Source organism: Bacillus sp. 95MFCvi2.1 (assembly GCF_000374965.1).
Taxonomy (GTDB): domain Bacteria; phylum Bacillota; class Bacilli; order Bacillales; family Bacillaceae_G; genus Bacillus_A; species Bacillus_A pseudomycoides.
Genome location: NZ_KB895719.1, coordinates 1 through 17653, shown reverse-complemented (window position 1 = coordinate 17653; position 17653 = coordinate 1). Strand labels below are relative to the sequence as shown.

22 protein-coding genes and 2 pseudogenes are annotated in these 17653 nt (G+C 33.8%); 20 read left to right on the top strand and 4 right to left on the bottom strand.

Annotation, left to right across the window (positions count from 1 at the left end):
* Positions 1–635 precede the first annotated feature (635 nt).
* The 5 genes from C568_RS0125675 to C568_RS0125655 all read left to right on the top strand — a co-directional run bounded on the left by C568_RS0125675 (position 636) and on the right by C568_RS0125655 (position 5234).
* Positions 636–2360, top strand: a complete 1725-nt coding sequence (locus tag C568_RS0125675) for a helix-turn-helix domain-containing protein (protein ID WP_018783095.1) — start codon at positions 636–638, stop codon at positions 2358–2360.
* A 556-nt stretch (positions 2361–2916) separates the two neighbouring features.
* Positions 2917–3213 carry a hypothetical protein gene (locus tag C568_RS0125670; protein WP_029427758.1) on the top strand — a complete coding sequence of 99 codons (297 nt, stop codon included), beginning with the start codon at positions 2917–2919 and terminating at the stop codon, positions 3211–3213.
* A gap of 1 nt (position 3214) precedes the next feature.
* Positions 3215–3400, top strand: coding sequence for a hypothetical protein (locus tag C568_RS0125665; protein WP_018783094.1), 186 nt, complete (start codon positions 3215–3217; stop codon positions 3398–3400).
* A 99-nt stretch (positions 3401–3499) separates the two neighbouring features.
* Positions 3500–4681 (top strand): FtsK/SpoIIIE domain-containing protein, encoded by a 1182-nt coding sequence (locus C568_RS0125660; RefSeq protein ID WP_018783093.1) that lies wholly within the window; start codon positions 3500–3502, stop codon positions 4679–4681.
* On the top strand, positions 4620–5234 hold the full coding sequence (locus C568_RS0125655; RefSeq protein WP_018783092.1) for a replication-relaxation family protein: 615 nt from the start codon (positions 4620–4622) through the stop codon (positions 5232–5234). The genes C568_RS0125660 and C568_RS0125655 overlap by 62 nt, the downstream gene beginning before the upstream one ends.
* 5 nt (positions 5235–5239) lie before the next feature.
* Here the strand turns inward: C568_RS0125655 and C568_RS0125650 are convergent, their stop codons facing one another.
* Positions 5240–5470 carry a helix-turn-helix domain-containing protein gene (locus C568_RS0125650; RefSeq protein WP_003209566.1) on the bottom strand — a complete coding sequence of 77 codons (231 nt, stop codon included), beginning with the start codon at positions 5468–5470 and terminating at the stop codon, positions 5240–5242.
* Between the two features lie 464 nt (positions 5471–5934).
* Here C568_RS0125650 and C568_RS0125645 point away from each other — a divergent pair.
* The 3 genes and pseudogenes from C568_RS0125645 to C568_RS0125635 all read left to right on the top strand — a co-directional run.
* Positions 5935–6144: pseudogene (locus C568_RS0125645) on the top strand (Y-family DNA polymerase); the annotation flags it as partial.
* A 728-nt stretch (positions 6145–6872) separates the two neighbouring features.
* A pseudogene (locus C568_RS32105) lies at positions 6873–8129 on the top strand (patatin-like phospholipase family protein); the annotation flags it as partial.
* 185 nt (positions 8130–8314) lie between these two features.
* On the top strand, positions 8315–8758 hold the full coding sequence (locus C568_RS0125635) for a hypothetical protein (protein ID WP_018767625.1): 444 nt from the start codon (positions 8315–8317) through the stop codon (positions 8756–8758).
* 165 nt (positions 8759–8923) lie between these two features.
* Here the strand turns inward: C568_RS0125635 and C568_RS0125625 are convergent, their stop codons facing one another.
* Positions 8924–9631 (bottom strand): IS6 family transposase, encoded by a 708-nt coding sequence (locus C568_RS0125625; RefSeq protein WP_018783088.1) that lies wholly within the window; start codon positions 9629–9631, stop codon positions 8924–8926.
* 181 nt (positions 9632–9812) lie between these two features.
* Positions 9813–10160 (bottom strand): helix-turn-helix domain-containing protein, encoded by a 348-nt coding sequence (locus C568_RS0125620; RefSeq protein ID WP_018767554.1) that lies wholly within the window; start codon positions 10158–10160, stop codon positions 9813–9815.
* 602 nt (positions 10161–10762) lie between these two features.
* On the opposite strand from C568_RS0125620, the gene C568_RS34905 reads away from it, so the two are divergent.
* Positions 10763–10912 (top strand): hypothetical protein, encoded by a 150-nt coding sequence (locus C568_RS34905; RefSeq protein ID WP_018783087.1) that lies wholly within the window; start codon positions 10763–10765, stop codon positions 10910–10912.
* 10 nt (positions 10913–10922) lie between these two features.
* Here C568_RS34905 and C568_RS0125610 read toward each other — a convergent pair whose 3' ends face one another.
* A complete protein-coding gene (locus C568_RS0125610) occupies positions 10923–11273 on the bottom strand; it encodes a helix-turn-helix domain-containing protein (protein ID WP_018767556.1) in 351 nt (116 codons plus the stop codon).
* A 129-nt stretch (positions 11274–11402) separates the two neighbouring features.
* On the opposite strand from C568_RS0125610, the gene C568_RS0125605 reads away from it, so the two are divergent.
* From C568_RS0125605 to C568_RS0125545, 11 genes are all read left to right on the top strand, one after another.
* A complete protein-coding gene (locus tag C568_RS0125605) occupies positions 11403–11624 on the top strand; it encodes a helix-turn-helix transcriptional regulator (RefSeq protein WP_006097390.1) in 222 nt (73 codons plus the stop codon).
* Between the two features lie 41 nt (positions 11625–11665).
* Positions 11666–12439, top strand: coding sequence for a phage repressor protein/antirepressor Ant (locus C568_RS0125600; protein WP_018783085.1), 774 nt, complete (start codon positions 11666–11668; stop codon positions 12437–12439).
* Between the two features lie 612 nt (positions 12440–13051).
* Positions 13052–13252, top strand: a complete 201-nt coding sequence (locus C568_RS0125590; RefSeq protein ID WP_018783084.1) for a hypothetical protein — start codon at positions 13052–13054, stop codon at positions 13250–13252.
* Position 13253: 1 nt separating this feature from the next.
* A complete protein-coding gene (locus C568_RS0125585) occupies positions 13254–13451 on the top strand; it encodes a hypothetical protein (RefSeq protein WP_018783083.1) in 198 nt (65 codons plus the stop codon).
* Between the two features lie 456 nt (positions 13452–13907).
* Positions 13908–14756 (top strand): conserved phage C-terminal domain-containing protein, encoded by an 849-nt coding sequence (locus tag C568_RS0125580; protein WP_018783082.1) that lies wholly within the window; start codon positions 13908–13910, stop codon positions 14754–14756.
* Positions 14692–15498, top strand: a complete 807-nt coding sequence (locus C568_RS0125575) for an ATP-binding protein (protein ID WP_018783081.1) — start codon at positions 14692–14694, stop codon at positions 15496–15498. The genes C568_RS0125580 and C568_RS0125575 overlap by 65 nt, the downstream gene beginning before the upstream one ends.
* A 2-nt stretch (positions 15499–15500) precedes the next feature.
* The gene (locus C568_RS0125570) at positions 15501–15743 is read left to right on the top strand and encodes a hypothetical protein (protein WP_018783080.1); all 243 of its coding nucleotides are present in this window, start codon (positions 15501–15503) and stop codon (positions 15741–15743) included.
* Positions 15744–15754: 11 nt separating this feature from the next.
* Complete coding sequence (locus C568_RS0125565; protein ID WP_018783079.1) at positions 15755–15952, top strand: hypothetical protein; 198 nt, start codon at positions 15755–15757, stop codon at positions 15950–15952.
* Between the two features lie 30 nt (positions 15953–15982).
* A complete protein-coding gene (locus C568_RS35755; protein WP_018783078.1) occupies positions 15983–16093 on the top strand; it encodes a hypothetical protein in 111 nt (36 codons plus the stop codon).
* Positions 16094–16260: 167 nt separating this feature from the next.
* Positions 16261–16647 (top strand): hypothetical protein, encoded by a 387-nt coding sequence (locus tag C568_RS0125550; protein ID WP_018767569.1) that lies wholly within the window; start codon positions 16261–16263, stop codon positions 16645–16647.
* Between the two features lie 239 nt (positions 16648–16886).
* The coding region (locus C568_RS0125545; RefSeq protein WP_018783077.1) for a lysozyme family protein at positions 16887–17653 on the top strand (767 nt) is incomplete at its 3' end.

Sequence of the window (17653 nt, the reverse complement as noted above, 5' to 3'; positions counted from 1 at the left end):
AAAGTGTTTCATGTTTTATATGTAGGGAAAAAAGAAAGAAACACCTATAAAACCTTGATACATAAGGGTTTATAAGTGTTTCTTATATTTGATAAGGTCAAGGATATGGCAAAAATGTTTCAGGGTGATCTAGGATCCGCTTTGTACATAGAAGGTAAAACGCTTGATATATATGAGTTTACGGGATGTTAAAAAAAAATTGAAAATATATAATCAAAATAAGAAAAATTAACTAATGTTTCATCTTTTGAATTTTAGGTCAAGGATATGACAAAGATGTTTCAATTGTTTGTTTCAAATAGATATGAATGAATCTAGCTCATTATATACGTGTTATGCATGTAAAAGCTTATATAAGAGTATGGTAGAGAAGTGATAAGGGAAAAAGTGTGTTTCATATTTATAAAAAAGGTTAACAATATGTCCAAAAGTGTTTCAGTTATTAATTCGTTAGATTAATTGATGGTATATTGGTTGGTAATGTATAATAAATGTTATTTCACTTGTACAAACAAGACAAAAGTGTTTCATTATTTTTTTGAACATAACAGAATCGGAAAATAATAATGATTTATATATAATTCGCTAAATATTGGTTTGTTTGAAAGGAATGTACGAAAGAAAGGAGTGACAGCGTGGAGAAATTAGCACAATTGTTTACTGATGCTTTGTTAATATCTGAACCTTTATATGGAAATAACAAAGCTATTTGGGAGAAATGGACTTCTTTTAGCGCAGACGTAGAAAAAGATAGTAGTAAGGTTGTAACATCACAATATGTTTCACCATCTTTTTCAGCATTAGTATCGTGGCTTAGTAAAAAGAATGAAAGTGGAATAACCTCACTACAAATTGCTATTAAGTTGAACCAGTATAAGAACGAAATCCATTCAGAAATTGAACATCTTTTAACAGAAGAGTTTAAAAATGATAACAAGCCAAAATTAAGTGATGAAACAGTAATTCAGGTAGAAGAAAACAAAGATGAAACAGATGATAAAGATTATTTTGAGGTCAATAATTCTGCGGTTTACTTTAAATTACGTGACGGGATCTCCAAGAATCATTTTGAAGAGGATTCAAATATAGGTGTTAAATCTTATCCGATTGAAACGAAAGAAAGTAATGCGATAGCTCAGCTTTCTTCTCATAGGGATGAGGATTTGAAGCTGATTAAAGATGATGAAGCGTCCCGGTGGAACACTTTAGTTAATGATGTAATGAGTAATATGGATGATCTTACAGCGGATGTATTAGATTCAATTACTATACAATGGCTAGCTCAAGCTCAGTCACCGGACGAGTTCATCGAATTTTCATATGAGCAAGTGTTGGATATGTGTAATGTACCTAAAAAGAAAGTAAGTAAGGGAGAATATTATAGACCTGAAGATAAAATTAAGGTTGCTAAGAGGATTGCTGCTTTAGCGAGCATTTTTATATATTTAAATGATGATAACGAAGTAGTTGTTTTAAATGATGAAAATGAAAATGATGAGGAATATAAAGTAAAAAGGGAAGTAATTAAAAGGTTATTTGTTTTAGATTCAGTTGTATTATGGAGACATAATACAACAAATGAATATATGGGTATTGAATCCTGCCGAATTAAACCTGGAAGCTTTTTATCAAGTTATTTATATGGTTCAAATAATACTACAGCTTTATTATCTAAAAAGGCACTTGAATATAATAGTTATCGACATAAATATCATAAACGCTTAATTCGTTATTTAACATGGCAATGGAGAATTAGGCAAATATATTCTACTTTAAAGCGCCCATACTCCATTGGAGGCGATAAAGGATTATTAGCTGTCATGGCAATTCCACTTACATGGAAACCAAGTCGTATTCGAGAACACTTAGAGAATGTTCTTACTGATTTAGAGAGAGAGAATGTGATCTCTAAGTGGGAGTATTCAAGTACATTAGATGAAGAACGTTTAAATAAGAAAAATTGGTTCAAAGATTATTGGATCGATTTAAATATTACTATTCTTCCGCCAGAAGAATTAATTAAGTCTATGTACAATTTACCAAAGAAAAAAACATTAGAAATAGAGAATAATAATGAAACAACAATAGAATATAGTGAAAAGACTAAAGATATTATTGATATGCCACAAAGCACAGTTAGTAAAGAACCTGACATTTTTGATGAAGAAGTTGTTCGAGAAAAAATACTAGATCGACACAATGTTGATAATATAAGTATACGAGAGCTTGCAAAAGAAATAAAAATATCGGCACCTACGTTATCTAGATTTTGCAATAGACAAACCAAGCGTTTATCAGCTAATGCAGTTGAAAAAATGTCAAAGTGGTATGAGAGACAAATGATATTAGAAAAGATGTAATCGTCAAATATATATTTATAGAAATGTGAGAGAGCCTATTTTATTTTGAATATAAAATAGGCTCTTTACTTTTGTTTGTGTTTCAATTATCAATCAACAGATCTATTGTAGCTTTATAATTAAGATTGATACAAAAGAAACAGTTAATCCATTATTAGTAGCGAACAAAAAAACTCCATTTTGAAAAAAGATTGATCAAAAGGGAGTTAATTCTCTAAATGAAGTATATAATTTTTATAATAAAGTTTGATCATTTCTAGGAGCCTTATTGTACTAAAGCACCCATTAGTGCAATAACAGTTTATTATTGAATATGAACAGTTAAAAAAAGATTTGGAAAAAAACGCAAAAGATCGAACGAATTATAGTTTAGGTAAAACTAATTTTGTAACTGAAATATTGGAAAAAGCTATGAAGTCTTATAAAAATTATTGTCGAACGTCATTCTAAAATGGGAATGGCGTATTTTTGTACTTTTTTGTGGTACAAATTCGAAAAAGGAAGCCATTATCATATGTATTAAATGCATCTAGAATTTTATGTGGATGGTGAGGATATGAGCCAATATCAAATGCTGTATAGTACACCTTATTTGTATTCTTCAAAAATGCTTAGACAAATGTACAAAGAAACAAAGAAAGAGGGAAATCTTTGTGCTATACGAGACCACATGTTAAGACATGAAGTGTATCTGGATCGACAATATCGGGCGTACTATTATTTAAGTCAAGACATTGAAGAGGATCTGTATGGGGATGAACATGCTTTGTCTTGGAATGAGTTATTAGATGACTACCAACTCTACAGGGATCGTAAAGGGAATTTGTCCATTAAACCAAAAGGATGGGATTAACATGACAATCATTGGAGAGTTAGGAGTTGTGTATGGTGTGACAGGAGTCTCTATTTTAGGGATTAAATTGCTGAAAAGGAAAGGTCTTTACCTTCCAGATTGGTTGCTACGTGCGGGTCTCAAATGCTTATTGATTGGGAGCGTTTGGTATATGCTAATGGATATACTAGATGTGTTTCTACGTTAGTATTTTATCTGGTAGTCGAAAATAATTATAATAGCGCATCTTAAGTATTTTTTCTAAGCATCCATACAGGCTCAACTACCTTAAGGAGGTATGGAGGAAATGTTATCACTCTTATTAATTCCAGCAACCTTTTTAACAGTAGCTTATTTTTGCCAAGGTAAAGGAATGAGTGATAAGAAAAAAATTGCAACCTTTTTTGAAATTACAAAGATCTGTGTTCAGCATAAAGGGGAATTACAATATCCGATTTTCATAAAGGAAATGGAAGATGACATAAGTAAGAATTATGTTTACAAGTTACCACTTGGTGTCCCAAGTCAGCTAATCAAAAAGTTAGCTGAAGTATTGGAAGAAGGACTCTACAAGCCTGTTAAAATATCGTTTCATCAAAGAGAGCTTCATATTCGGGTATTTAAGCAAAAAATACCTGAAAGGTGGAATTGGTCTAAGGATTTGTTAAAGGAGCAAACATGGCGTGTTATGATGGGGAAATCGTTAGATAAGTACATCTATCATGACTTTGAGAGCACACCGCATATGTGCGTGTCGGGTATGACGCGTTTTGGAAAAACAGTATTTCTAAAAAATGTGATGACAAGTTTAATTTTACAACAGCCTCAACATGTGAGTTTTTTTATTATCGATCTGAAGGAAGGTCTAGAATTTAGTCCTTATAAGGATCTGTCCCAAGTAGTAGAAGTAGCTGAAAACCCACAACAAGCGTTAGAAATGTTGGCTAAATTACGTAAAAATATGCTAAGACAGATTGAGATAATGAAGAATTCTTATTTGACCAATATCATAGATACATCAATTAGAGAACGCTGTTTCATCATAGTAGATGAAGGAGCAAACCTTTGTCCTACACAAGGCTTACCTAAAAAACAACGTGACTTATTATTTATGTGCCAGGAGATGTTATCTGAAATTGCACGAGTTGGAGGAGGTTTAGGGTTCCGGCTCATATTTTGCACTCAATATCCTACTTCGGATACATTACCAAGGCAAATTAAACAAAATGCTGATGCAAAATTAGGGTTTCGGTTACCTACAGCAATTGCCTCTCAAGTTGCTTTGGATGAACCAGGGCTTGAGGATTTACCTTCCCTTCCAGGAAGAGCATTGTTTAAGACAGATCGTACAGAAGAAATTCAGGTACCTTATTTGAAGGATAAAGAAATGTGGGATTTACTGAAGCAATACAAGGTGGTGAAACAACATGAAGCATCAAACACTCAAACAGAAAACGAGACAAATCGAGATTTTATCCACTTTGAGTAAATTAGACTTTGCAACCAGAAGACAATTACAAGCCATCCACTGTTTAGGAAGTATTCGGAATGCAAATCGTGTATTAAAGGATCTGACTCCATATTGCCACATCACAAAAATAGCTCGTGAACATGTATATTATTTAAATAAAAAAGGACGTGATTTATTAGGAATTACAAGGACAGTAAAGAAAAATAGTCAATTACACCATATGTTAATGAGAAACGAATCCTGGATGTGGCTAGGGTTTCCAGAATGGAAAACAGAAAGACCTATTGAATTTTCAATAAATGGTCAGCGACATCAAATTATTCCAGATGCAACTTATTTTGATGATAAAGTTCCTCATTTCGTTGAAATAGATCGGATGCAACACATGAAAGCAAACGAACATAAAATACAGTTATATGGCCATATAACAGATATCTATAAAAGACAGAATGCTATTGTTCCAGTGATTATCTTTTTTACACTGTCAGACTATCGGCAATCTAAATTAGAGCAATATGCTGTAAAGCAAAATGTATTTATGAGAACGTTCGTGATGGACGATATATTTTAGTTGTATTAAACATTTATGTCCCAAAAGTCATGATAATCAACACGCTTATCAAATTTTCTTAGTGTTTTAATAATTTTGGTTGCGGATGTTAAAGTGGGAACACGATCTTTTTTATTTGCTAAATCACTTATTAATGATTTACTTAATCCAGTTCGTTGTACTAACCATTGTTGTTTAATTCCTCTACGATCTAAATAATCACCAAATGGAGTTCTTTTTTTTCCTAGCCCAAACATAGGGAATCCCTCCTAATAGAGAATATCGTACTAATAGCTTGTACAATATTCCATAAAACTAAACCTTTGTTCATAAATATGGAATTATGTTTTAAAACGAAGCATAGAATAATATAAAGAAAATCGAAAAATATGGAATAATTTTGAGGAATCTAGCATTCATAGTAATAGCTACAAGTTGCTGATACACTATCCTAATGGCAACTTGTTGCAAAGGGTATTCCTATAAAATAAAAAGCTTAAATCCATTGATACACATGGATTTAAGCTTTTCTTAATTTATGAAGCAATGAAAATGAGTTTAATAAGTTAAGAGATACTAAATTGATCAGTGGTCGAATTTTGAAGAATTGCATATAATTTCACGTACCATATTCGTATTAAAAATTATTTATAAAAGGATTATATAATACAAAAAAATGGGTTTATAATAAGAACAAACGTTCTGTTTCAAGGGTAAAATGATGTTCGATTACTCAAAATGTATGAATCGAATGATATTCTGTATCGACCTTTGTTCATTTTTTGCTAGTTGTGCTTGTGTTATGCGAGGACTAGATCCATTAAAAGTGAAATTAGCTGTTGTTGGAGATGTAAGTCGAAATGGATCTATTGTACTGGCTGCCACTCCTGAACTGAAAAAATTAGGGATTTCTACAGCAACAAGGTTTTATATTGCTGTTTTTTTTGAGTTAAATTTAAATTAACAATTCTATCAAAGGTTATCATAATTTTTCTCAAAAATAGAAAAATGTTTAGAGCGAAATTAATTAAAAAGCGTCATCTTTTCGGGGATTTTTAGTTTTTAGAAGAGAGAAATGTAAATATGGGGTTCAGCCTAGATACATTTGAAAATGGTTCCTTTTACACACTTAATGATAGTTTGACTGTTAAAACGAAGGATATACAACGTTTTTATTAGATTATTTCCATTCCCATTCCCCATCCAACTGTGGAAAGATGTAATCAAATTTGAATTTTGTTAAGAAATAGATATTTAATATAGGGAGAGGAGAAGAATTAACATCTAAATCCAAAGAAATTGTAGGCTTTTTAACTAAAAATGAACAATTAACTTTAGTCCTTTATCTTAAGTTCTTATGGTTTGGCAATTATCTTAAGAATATTTTGTTTCCTAATAAAGAGGAAAATTCTAATGCAGTTCTTAAAAAGAACTGCGCTTTTTTAGTAATAAAGATCTACGATGATATCATCATTTTATAAATAAATTCACTGCATACTTGCTCCTACAGTTGGAGATTATTTCAGATGTACAGATTTGAGTAATGAAAGAAGGGGATTAATTTTGAATAAAAATCTGAAATTAGCATTTTCTGGCGGTGGGTTTCGGGCTTCATTCTATGCGCTAGGGGGATAGAAACGGCTAGTTGAATGTAAACTAGATCAGTATGTGACGAGTATCAGCTCTGTTTCTGGAGGTAGTATCACCGCTGCAGCTATTATGCTTGCCCTATATAAAGGTGGTGAGTTTCGAAATATAATTGATTTTGAAGAGCGCGTTATTACTCCCTTAGTTAAATTAGGACAAATCGACCTTCGTACAAAATTGATTACAAATTCTTTTACAAAACAAATCTTGTCTTTTAAATCTATTCGGGAGAAATGTAGCGATGCACTACCAACATTACTTGATGAATATCTTTGTGAAGGGATTCACATGAAAGAATTACAAAACCTTTCGACCACCTGGTATTGTAATACAACCTGTTTAGATACTATGAGGATGTTTTATTTCTCAAATGATCATATGTACGGAACTTATATTGGACAAACAACCAATATAGATGACATTTCTGTTTCTTATGCTGTGGCTACTTCTGCCGCTTTTCCATTATTATTTGCCCCTATCTCTTTATCGGTAGCAGATAGAATCTTTTGCGATCCGGAAAATCGAATGCAAGGGAACCCATTGTTAAAATATGACACCTTGTGGTTTTCCGATGGAGGAGTATTCGATAATATCGGAACTGAACCATTGATATTACCGGATGAGGCAGAATCAGTAAATAATCAACGTAGATACCCCCCTTTAGCAAAGCATAGAAAAGAACCTATGAAATTTATTCCCAAAAATTCTGATGAGATATACTTTGTGTTAGATGCCTCTGCGGCTGAAAGAGAGTGGAAAGAAAATGAAAAACCTACTCATTTTGAATTAAACAAACGCATTCTAGATACATCTAATAGCCAAATTGTAGTATTAAGAAGAAAAATGTTACGTAATTTAGATCCAGATATTTACCCAGGATTACAGCTCATTCTTAGTACTCCTATTCAAACTTTATTAGATTCAAATAGGAACCCTTTTTATACTGACCATGTTTCTTTACCGGACTATCAATTATATTCGCCTCCTTCAGACGAAGAAAATATAGAAAATTTATTAGCAGGACTTCGTACGGATTTGGATGGTTTTCATGATAGTGAAATTCAAACATTGATGCGTGCAGGTGAAATTCGAATGGACATGGCTTTACGGATGTTGCTGCCAGATTATATGAAGAGTTTAAAAAACATATCTATTCCTACATTTTCACCAGAAAATATAGAGCAACTTTCAGAAATATTACGGTCAGGTGGTAAGCATCGCCTAACTGGCAGTCTTTTTCAAAAACTTCATGATATTAAGGAACCTTGAGAGAAGAAATGTCTCAATTCATTGGCTTGTATCATTGGAGAAATGTAGCATTTCTATATAAAATATGATGGCTTCGGTATCTACGTAAAAGAGTTTATATAATTATTTTTTTATAATAATAAATTTTGTGTATCTGTAAACAATATAGGACGTAAACATTTATATAGACTATGGAGGGAACAACTATGAGCGAACATTTACAACACCATCCCCATTTCGGGAATACGTTAGCAGATCATTTTATGGAACATCATCGAAATCCACTTTCATTCCATGCTCCCATCGTACATGTTAAAGCAACAATAAAATTAGTTGAAGAAGACGATTCTAATTCAGAAGGTGGAACACATCAGCATTTTTTAATTAATAATATTCAAGTTATTGATATAAAAGGTGCACCAAAATCTCTAGTAGAAGATGAAGCTTTTTGTGCAATTCGCTATGGGGATAAATTAGGATTAAAAAATCCTATCCCAGACTTAAAAGAAGGGGAAGAAATCGAACTACAAGGGGAGTATGTTGATAAAACACATGCAAAGGTAGGAATTGGTAACCCAGGGGATCCAGTAATACACTTCACGCATCACCCGGTAGGATTTGTAAATTATAATGGTAAACATTACGAATAGATATTTAGTTGACCCTTTCATAAACGGTGGGATTTTATTTTTAGCAAATAACAAAGGTGAGATTCATAAATGGTGGAACCTTCCATATGTAGGAAGAACTCAGGGTTCTGGTGTAAAAACCATTTGATAGAGATATAGAACCTACATGGCCTATTCAATGACAGATTATGATGCAATTCCAAATAACTTATGTATGAACCCAACTTCATTTTGAGCAGACTTCACCTGTAGGTTAAGTTGTCCTTTTTTCATCATATGCATGGCTTCAACGCCGCTCAATATAGAAGTGGCTGTTTCATACGATTTGAATCCTAACATAGAACGTACACGTTTCTTAATGAAACGGTGATCCTGTTCCACTATATTATTGAGATATTTAACTTGCCTTATTTGTATGCCTTCAGGCATATGTTTCTCTTCTTTTAACTCTTGAATCGCTACGGAATAGGCTGGGTTCTTGTCTACTGTTATAACACGAGGTTTACAAATATGAGAAGCAGCCAAGGCTTTCTTGAAAAAGCGCTTGGCTGCTTGTTTATCTCTTGATTCACTTAGATAAAAATTAATGGTGTTTCCTTCAGAATCTACTGTGCGATATAAATACATCCATTGACTTTTTATTTTCACATACGTTTCATCGACTCTCCAGGAATCATTTGTCGTCTTAAGATGACGTCGTACTCTTTCGTCTAATTCAAGTCCATATTGATGCACCCAACGCATAATGGTGGTGTGAGCAATAGACAAACCTCGTTCTTCCATCATTTCTACCAAATCACGAAAACTGAGGTTGTACCGTAGGTACCATCTCACAGTTAATAAAATCATATCAGGTTGATAATGCTTCCATTTGAACAAATTTTCCTTTTTCATACCGATCACACACCTTTTTCTAGAGTAATACTATCAGTATGTCCAAGTTTAGAAGATTACTTGCAAAAGTTTTAGAGTTTTTGCACCAGAACCTTTATTTGTAAAAGAAAATAAAAAAAGAGAGCAAATTGTTCCCTTACCACTGTTCAATGGAAAAGATTTCTTTTATTTTGAAATCAAATCACAATATATCTTTGTTGTTTTGCAACATTTTCACGTACAATGAAACTTGCTTTGCAAAACGACCTTGCTGACGTCCATCGAGTTCCTCATAAGCCCTTTGGACATCATTAAATAGTAATTCTAGTAACGCATCTTCTTTCTCGTTTTCGAAGCTAAGAAGACGGTCTATGGAGGTGTTAAAAAACGACGCAAGTACTTTCAAACTTTCAAGATCAGGTTCATGGCGATCCACTTCCCAATTTTTGATTTGTCCACGTGACAACCCTGTTCTATCAGATAATTGTTCTTGCGTTAAACCGAAAGACTTTCTGAAATTTTTAATGTTTTGACCGACTGTAGTTTTCATAGTTTGAGTATAATAATCACTCTATTACTATACCATAATTGGTAGTTATTCTGACTTTTTTGTTGTATTTAGGTCGTATTTCTGTTTATAAGAAATAAAAGGAACAAAAGTTCGCTTTTTTATGGTAAAATATTCATATAGAGGTCTTTAAATTAAAAAATGAAAAAATGCATACTTCTTTCTATGAAATTCAAGAAAAACTGTTATATAAGGATTTTTAAAATCCCTCAAAAATGATAGATTAAGTAATTTTTAACTATATTACATGGAGATAGCAAAAGATGGAGAAGGGGGAAGAGAATATATAGAACAATCAATCGAGAGATTTCCACAGTATTCTACCGAAAAAAGCCTTAAAACGTTATAGATAAATTATACATAAAAGTTGGTGAAGCACTTGAAAGGTAAGGTTATTAAAGCCATTTTGACAATTGCTACTGTAGTTTGTTTTTCTATCACCGCTTTCCAATTAATTGACACTATCAAATCGATAGTGTCATTTCTGCTCTAAAGGAAATGGAGAGTTCTTGACCCAAAGCGACAAAAGCTCATCATTTTAAGAAAGTCTACATATATTAAAGAGGATATAGGGGGAAGTAGATATGAAAAAAGAGCAACTGGTTAGGGAAGCGGTAAAATTGGGTTTGAAACATGGAACTCCGATTAAAGCAGAAGATATTTTAAAAATTTGTCTAGACGAATCTTATAAGGAAAACCAAATACATAAAAAAGAAGACTGTCACATTAAGTAGTCTTCTTTGATTAGCCATTCTTTTTATTTTGCATATAAGTAACATACATCTCTAACTGTTCCCAAGCTTTCTTTCTCTCATCTTCTGGAAGACTTTCAATTAAAGCTAGTATGTTTTTTCCTTCTTCAGTAACAATCTTGTTTTCTTCTTCGCTCAATTCTGGATCTTCTGATCTACCTAATAAATAATCAGTAGTTACACCGAAATAATCAGCAATCTTTTCTAATGATTCTCGCCCAGGTGACTTTTTTCCCTTTTCAAAATAAGAAATAGCCATTTTAGATACACCAATAGCATTACCAAGTTGCTCTTGCGTTATCTTATTATTCTTCCTAAGTTCTTTAATCTTTTCCCCGATCAATATTAACGCCCCCTTTTATAAAGTGTTTGCGATAAATAAAGTATAAAGTAAACATAGTGTTTACCACAAGTTGAAAATCATTATATTTTTTGGGAAAAGCACTTGAAATAAACCTTAGGTTTACTTATAATGAAATTACAGGCAACGAAGGGAGGAAATAACTTGCATCAGTTAAAACAAAAACGACTAGAAAAAGGAATGTCTTGCCAAGATGTTGCCAATAAAGTCGGAATTACTAAAATGCACTACTGGTATATCGAAAACAACAAAAGAACATTAAAAATAGACTTAGCGCTAAAAATTGCAATAGCTCTTGAGGAAAATCCTAAAGAACTTTTTTTTAACAATTAAAGTAAACCTAAGATTTATAAAATGAAAAAGGAGTAAACCAAATGAATGAACTCAAAAAATTTTCACACAGTATGTTCGGGAACTTAGGAATTCTTATTAAAGATGGAAAAGAATACTTTCCGGCAACAGATGTTGCTAAAGCATTAGGGTATTCAAATCCACACAAAGCAATTAAAGATCATTGTAAATCTGAAGGGGTGAACGAAACGTTAGTCCCTACTAATAGTGGACGACAAAGAAAAAAATTCATCAATGAATCCAATTTATACCGCTTAATCGTAAAATCAAAACTTCCACAAGCGGATCAATTTGAAAAATGGGTACTTGAAGAAGTTCTTCCAACAATCCGTAAACACGGAGTATATATGACAGATCAAGTACTAGAACAAGTGGTAACTAATCCAGACTTCATGATCGGTCTTCTCACTAATTTAAAAGAAGAAAAAGAGAGACGCTTTGAAGCTGAACGAAAAGTATTACAGCAACAACCTTTAGTAACATTTGCTCAAGCAGTCCAAGTTTCAACGAATCTAATCAGCATAAAGCAGTTAGCGATTCTAATGAAACAAAAAGGAATAGAAACAGGTCAAAACAGACTTTTCGAATGGTTGAGAGAAAACGGCTACCTTTGCAAGAAAAGAGGAAGCATGTACAACACACCTACTCAGTATGCAATGGATTTAGGATTATTCGAGTCACAAGAATTTGTAAGAACAAATAGTGAAGGTGAATTCGTAACATCATTCACACCAAAAGTTACAGGAAAAGGCCAGTTTTACTTTATTAATAAGTTTCTTAATCAGGGGGCGATCTAAGTAGTGGAAGAAAGTACATTCTCACTATTCATGGTAGTTGTGGTTATAGCTTGTTTTGCTGGACTAGGGTATGTGATGGAGCGGATAGACAAATTGTTCATGAAGGATGAGGAGTAATGACCAAAGAGCAGCGTGACAAATACGAAGAAAATCATTGAAATTATAAACGCATTAAAGGCTAGAGGGTTACATAACAGTGTGGCAATTATCGAGAAGATTATATAACTCTAGCTAAAAAAGATACATAAAAAGCCCTGTCAAGGGTTACAGGGCATCACTAAGGTTTTGGGTTAAGGGAACACATGACTTTGTACCAATATAATATCACGAACTTTTTATGAAACATCAAAGTGATTTTGACGATTTTAAGAACATATAAAAAAAACCTGTACGGGGAGGCACAGGCTTGAAGAAAGTGATATTTCGATATGCACTTCATATTTTATCAGAGACTTATCAAGATTAATACAACAATAATACGGAATATTCAGTCTATATGTTGAGAAATAAAAAATCGTCCTACCCCTAAGACGGTTTTGGAGAAGCAAGATAAAAATATTAGTACTTATATTTTTATCTTGTTTCTCTTCTTAAATAAGGAGGAATGTGGAAATGATTGAAAATCCGATGTTAATTGGAAATCCTCATGATTCATCAGTGAATGATTCTATTGGGAATTGCGAAGGTTGCTCTCAAGAGATTTATTTTGGTGAAGAGTACTTGGATTTTGAAGGCGATTTTATACACAATTCAACAGAATGCGTTGAGGAATATGTTGTAGGCCATTCCTTGAAGAAAGTCGCAGGTGAATAAGATGAATTTACAAAACAAAATCGAAGCTGAAATTCAAATTCTTAAGAGTTTAGTTGAAAGATATAAGCAAAGTGATGAAGATGACGCTGCATCGATGGTTGTGGCTTATGAATACGGATTACAGGCACTGATAGAAGTGTATGAAGTTAGCAAACAAACGGAATTGACACTCCCACCCCTAAAGGGGCAAGCTGGCTAAATCCAGTGGGATTCTTGCTACCAAGGGCGAAGTCCATTTCTGGTATCGCTGACGTGCAAGATTGCGGTGTGCCATCACCACTCTCACGACAGACCCAATAGGTTCGTGAGCTACGGTACTATGACCATACCGTACAGCTAGTTGCGTGTTCAAACGTTTTAGCGTCTTGTTCTTGACGACACATATCATTTTACCGATAGCGTGAGTTAGTCTATCGAACTTCATATGATATCTTGTTTTCAAGGAACACATAGGCGTTTTAAAGACTTGTTCTTGTCTATGGTTGAAGTATACCCAAAAAACAGGTGTTTTTCTATGAAAAAGCGATACTTTCATCCCATGCCTAAAGGCGGACTAAAGTCCTGTATGGGCTTTCCCGTATCGCGATCTGTAATCAGTGTTAAAGGCAGCAGTATGCGAAAGGGAGAATGCGTGATGAGGAAGATGGTGAACTAAATGAGTAGCAACATATTTCAACTAGAAACATTTGCAAGAAACGGTTATATGGTGCGACTCGCTTATGTTGATATCACTGGGGATTTAATTGCAGGGATTTTATTAGGTCAAATTGTTTACTGGTATATGCCTAATGAACAAGGAAAGAGCAAATTAAGGGTTAAGAAGAACGGAGAGTTTTGGCTTGCTAAAGGTCGTGAAGATTGGCGTAACGAGATAAGGATTACTCCTAAACAATATGATCGAGCAATTAAAATCTTAATCGATAAAGGATTTGTAGAAGTTCAAAAGTTCAAATTTAATGGTGCTCCTACAAATCACATTAAATTAAATATTTCCGAAGTTACCGAAAGGGTGAAATGGATTTTAACCTTTGGGGAAATTCCAAATTCCCCTTTGGGTGAAATGGAACTTACTGAAACAGTAAATTCTTTAACAGAGATTACTACAGAGACTACAACAAAGAGTACTACATTAGAAGATAATATGTCTTCTGACCAAAAAGGACGGTCAAAAGATTGCATCTCTTATGAAGATATTGTTTCTTATCTTAATGAAAAAGCAGGTAAATCTTATAAATACAAAACAGCCAAAACAAAAGACCTAATTAAAGCGAGATTTAATCAAGGTTTTACTATAGAAGATTTCAAGAAAGTAATTGATATAAAAGCTTCTCATTGGTTAACAGATGAAGAGTATAACCAATATTTAAGACCATCAACATTATTCGGAACGAAATTTGAAGAATACTTAAACCAACAACCTAAAAAAGGAGCGAGTTCGAATGCAAGTAGTGGCAAAGATAGTAGCTTCATCAGCAAATATGACTTTACCAAAGGTCGCAAATGAAAGATGTGATTTATGTAGAAGGAAAAAGTTTCTTGATGAAAATAACAAAACTTATTGCTGGCATTGCAAAGAAATTGCTCCTCAGGACGTCCAGTTAGCTCAGGAAACGCTTGTAATACAAAAGAGGAACCAAGTCATTAGTTTATACGATTCGTTCGCAGATAATAGCCTAATCAATGACAAATTAAAGAAGGCTACTTTTGATAACTATGCACCACCTACAAAGGAATTAGCAGATGCTAAAGAGACAATCATGAATTTCGTTTTTACATATAGCAAAGAAGATCCAACGAGCATGATTATAACTGGAGATTACGGAGTGGGTAAAAGTCATTTGTGTGTAGCAGCTACAAAGGAATTAATGAAGCGTGGATATAGTGCAATGTTCATCCAAATGAATAAGCTGTTTACCAAAATCAAATCTACATGGAATAAAAATAGTGAATTAACAGAGGACAAGCTTATGTCTCTCCTTGCTAAAGTAGACGTACTTATTATCGATGATTTTGGAGCAGAGTTTACAGAAAAAGATAAAGAGGGCGTTACCTGGAAGCAAACGAAGACAAATGAAATTGTAGATAGTCGTATAGGAAAAAGTACTTTATTTACAACAAATTTCAACGTAGGCCAATTAGCAGAAATGTACGGAGAACGAGATTTTAGCAGAATGATGGAAAACGCAGAAATGTTAGAAATGTTTGGCGATAATTATAGATTGCGAAACTTCAAAAAGGGGGAATAACAATGTGTGCATGTAAAGAAACGGGAGTTATTAGGAACGACATGGGGAATGGCTGTTATCAATTTGCGCCATGTATTTGCACAGCAGGTAATCAGAGTCCTGAAGAAGTGGATGGAAGACGTCATGACGTCTTGGCGCGTTTGGAAATAGCTTATCAAATGCAAATGGAGGGGAAATGGAATATGGATTTGGCGGCTACATTACAAGCGAATAAGAGGAAAAGAAAGAGAAAGCAAATTAGCTAGGAGGATAAGCCATGACAGCAAAGGAACGGGCAAGACTACACGGTTTTTGGACGCATAAGAAGACAGGGCAGCGTATCGCTATATCGCGTGTGACGCTGTATGGCGAGGCACATGCGAGGAAGGTGAATTCGCTAGGGCATGAAGTGGGACCAAAGGAAATTATGTTGGTGCGAGATCTGAAGGAAGACTATGTGAAAAGTATGATTTAGGTAATGGGCAGGAAATAAATTTATATCGTTGTGTTATTACATAAAGAGGTTTATACGGAAGAAGATACAGGACGGCAGCTTTATGAAATGAGCGAGCAAGAACTTTGGGATCTATTAAAAGGAGATGGGGAAAATGAGTAAGGAATTAGCAGATGAATTGTATGAGAAAAACATCTATAAATTATTGAAGTTGTTTTTCTTTCTGAATGCCATTGGTCTTCAGCGTGGTAAAACGTCTTAGAACGAAAAAAATAAACATGTTTTATGAGATTTGTTGTTTTTTACATAGAAAGTAGGTGAATCATCATTTGTTTGAATGGATGAAAGACTATCAGAAATTAGAAGAAGATATTGCTTATTTGGACTACAATTTAGATAAAACAAAAGCTGAATTAAAACGCTGGATTAGTGGTGATTTACGGGATGTTCGTTTAACTGCTGAATCGGACGGTGCGAAAGTAGAAGGACATATTGAAGCAATTGAATATGAATTAGCTCATAAGATGAATGCTATGTACGATTTAAAGTATTTGATTAGTAAGTTTACAGGATTAGAAAATCGAATACTAAAAATGAAATATGTGGACGGAATGACTTTAGAACAAATAGCTTTTGATTTGCATTATAGTACAGGCTATATCCGACGTAAGCATGCTGAAATAAAAAAGATTGTCAAGTTTCTAGATGAATTTTAATGTTACCTTTATGTAGATTACATGAGGTGTACAGAAACCATTGAAAAAATGATTTATAGTAGTAATATAAGGTTTTCACGAAAGGGCAACTATTTTATGGTTGCTCTTTTTCTTATGAACCAAGATGAGTACTAGGAACTAGTTTTACAGAACAAGGAGCATTTAGCAGTTAGATGTACTCAGTAAAGAAGTAGGTTTTTAGACGGAAAATAATAAGAAGGATAAGGAGATGTTTAGTAATGAATAAATTAGTTGCTTCAGCTAAAACCGTTAATCTGCCGCAACAGGTTCTACGATGGCAGACAATGGTAGAAAATGAATGTAATGCACAAGGTGTACCTGAGTTAGTGCCTTATGTGCTTGGAATTATTATGGTGGAAAGTGGTGGGAATTCCGAACAGACCCCCGATATTATGCAGTCAAGCGAATCCCAAGGAAGGCCTATGAATTCAATTGACAACCCTAAGGAGTCCATTCATTACGGAGTAATGCACTTAAAAGGATCTTTTGCAGATGCAAAGAAGTACGGTATTACTGATTTAAGTGCTATTGTTCAAACATATAATTTTGGACGTGCGTATATCCGTTGGTTAGCTTCTAACAATAAACAGCATTCACTAAATGTGGCAGATCAGTATTCTAAAACTGTTGTTGCACCATCTCTTGGAAATAACACTGGGGCTATGGTTCGATATAGTCACCCTATCGCTGTGGCATACAATGGTGGCTATCGATATAAAAATGGTGGGAATTTTTTCTATGCTGAAATTGTTAAACAATATGTGAATTTTGATGAAGGAACTGGTGGCGGTACGCTGCAACCAGAGGGTATCGGCATTGCAGTTTCTAAGTATCCTGTCGGATATGGAGTTAACCTTTTCACAAAACCAGTTAATGGATTAGTAAGAGGTAGCATCAAAGATAAAACTCCATATTTAATTCTTGCTGGTTATTGGTTGGGTGGAGATGAAAATATGCTTTGCCTTGGCAATGAGCAATGGGTTCC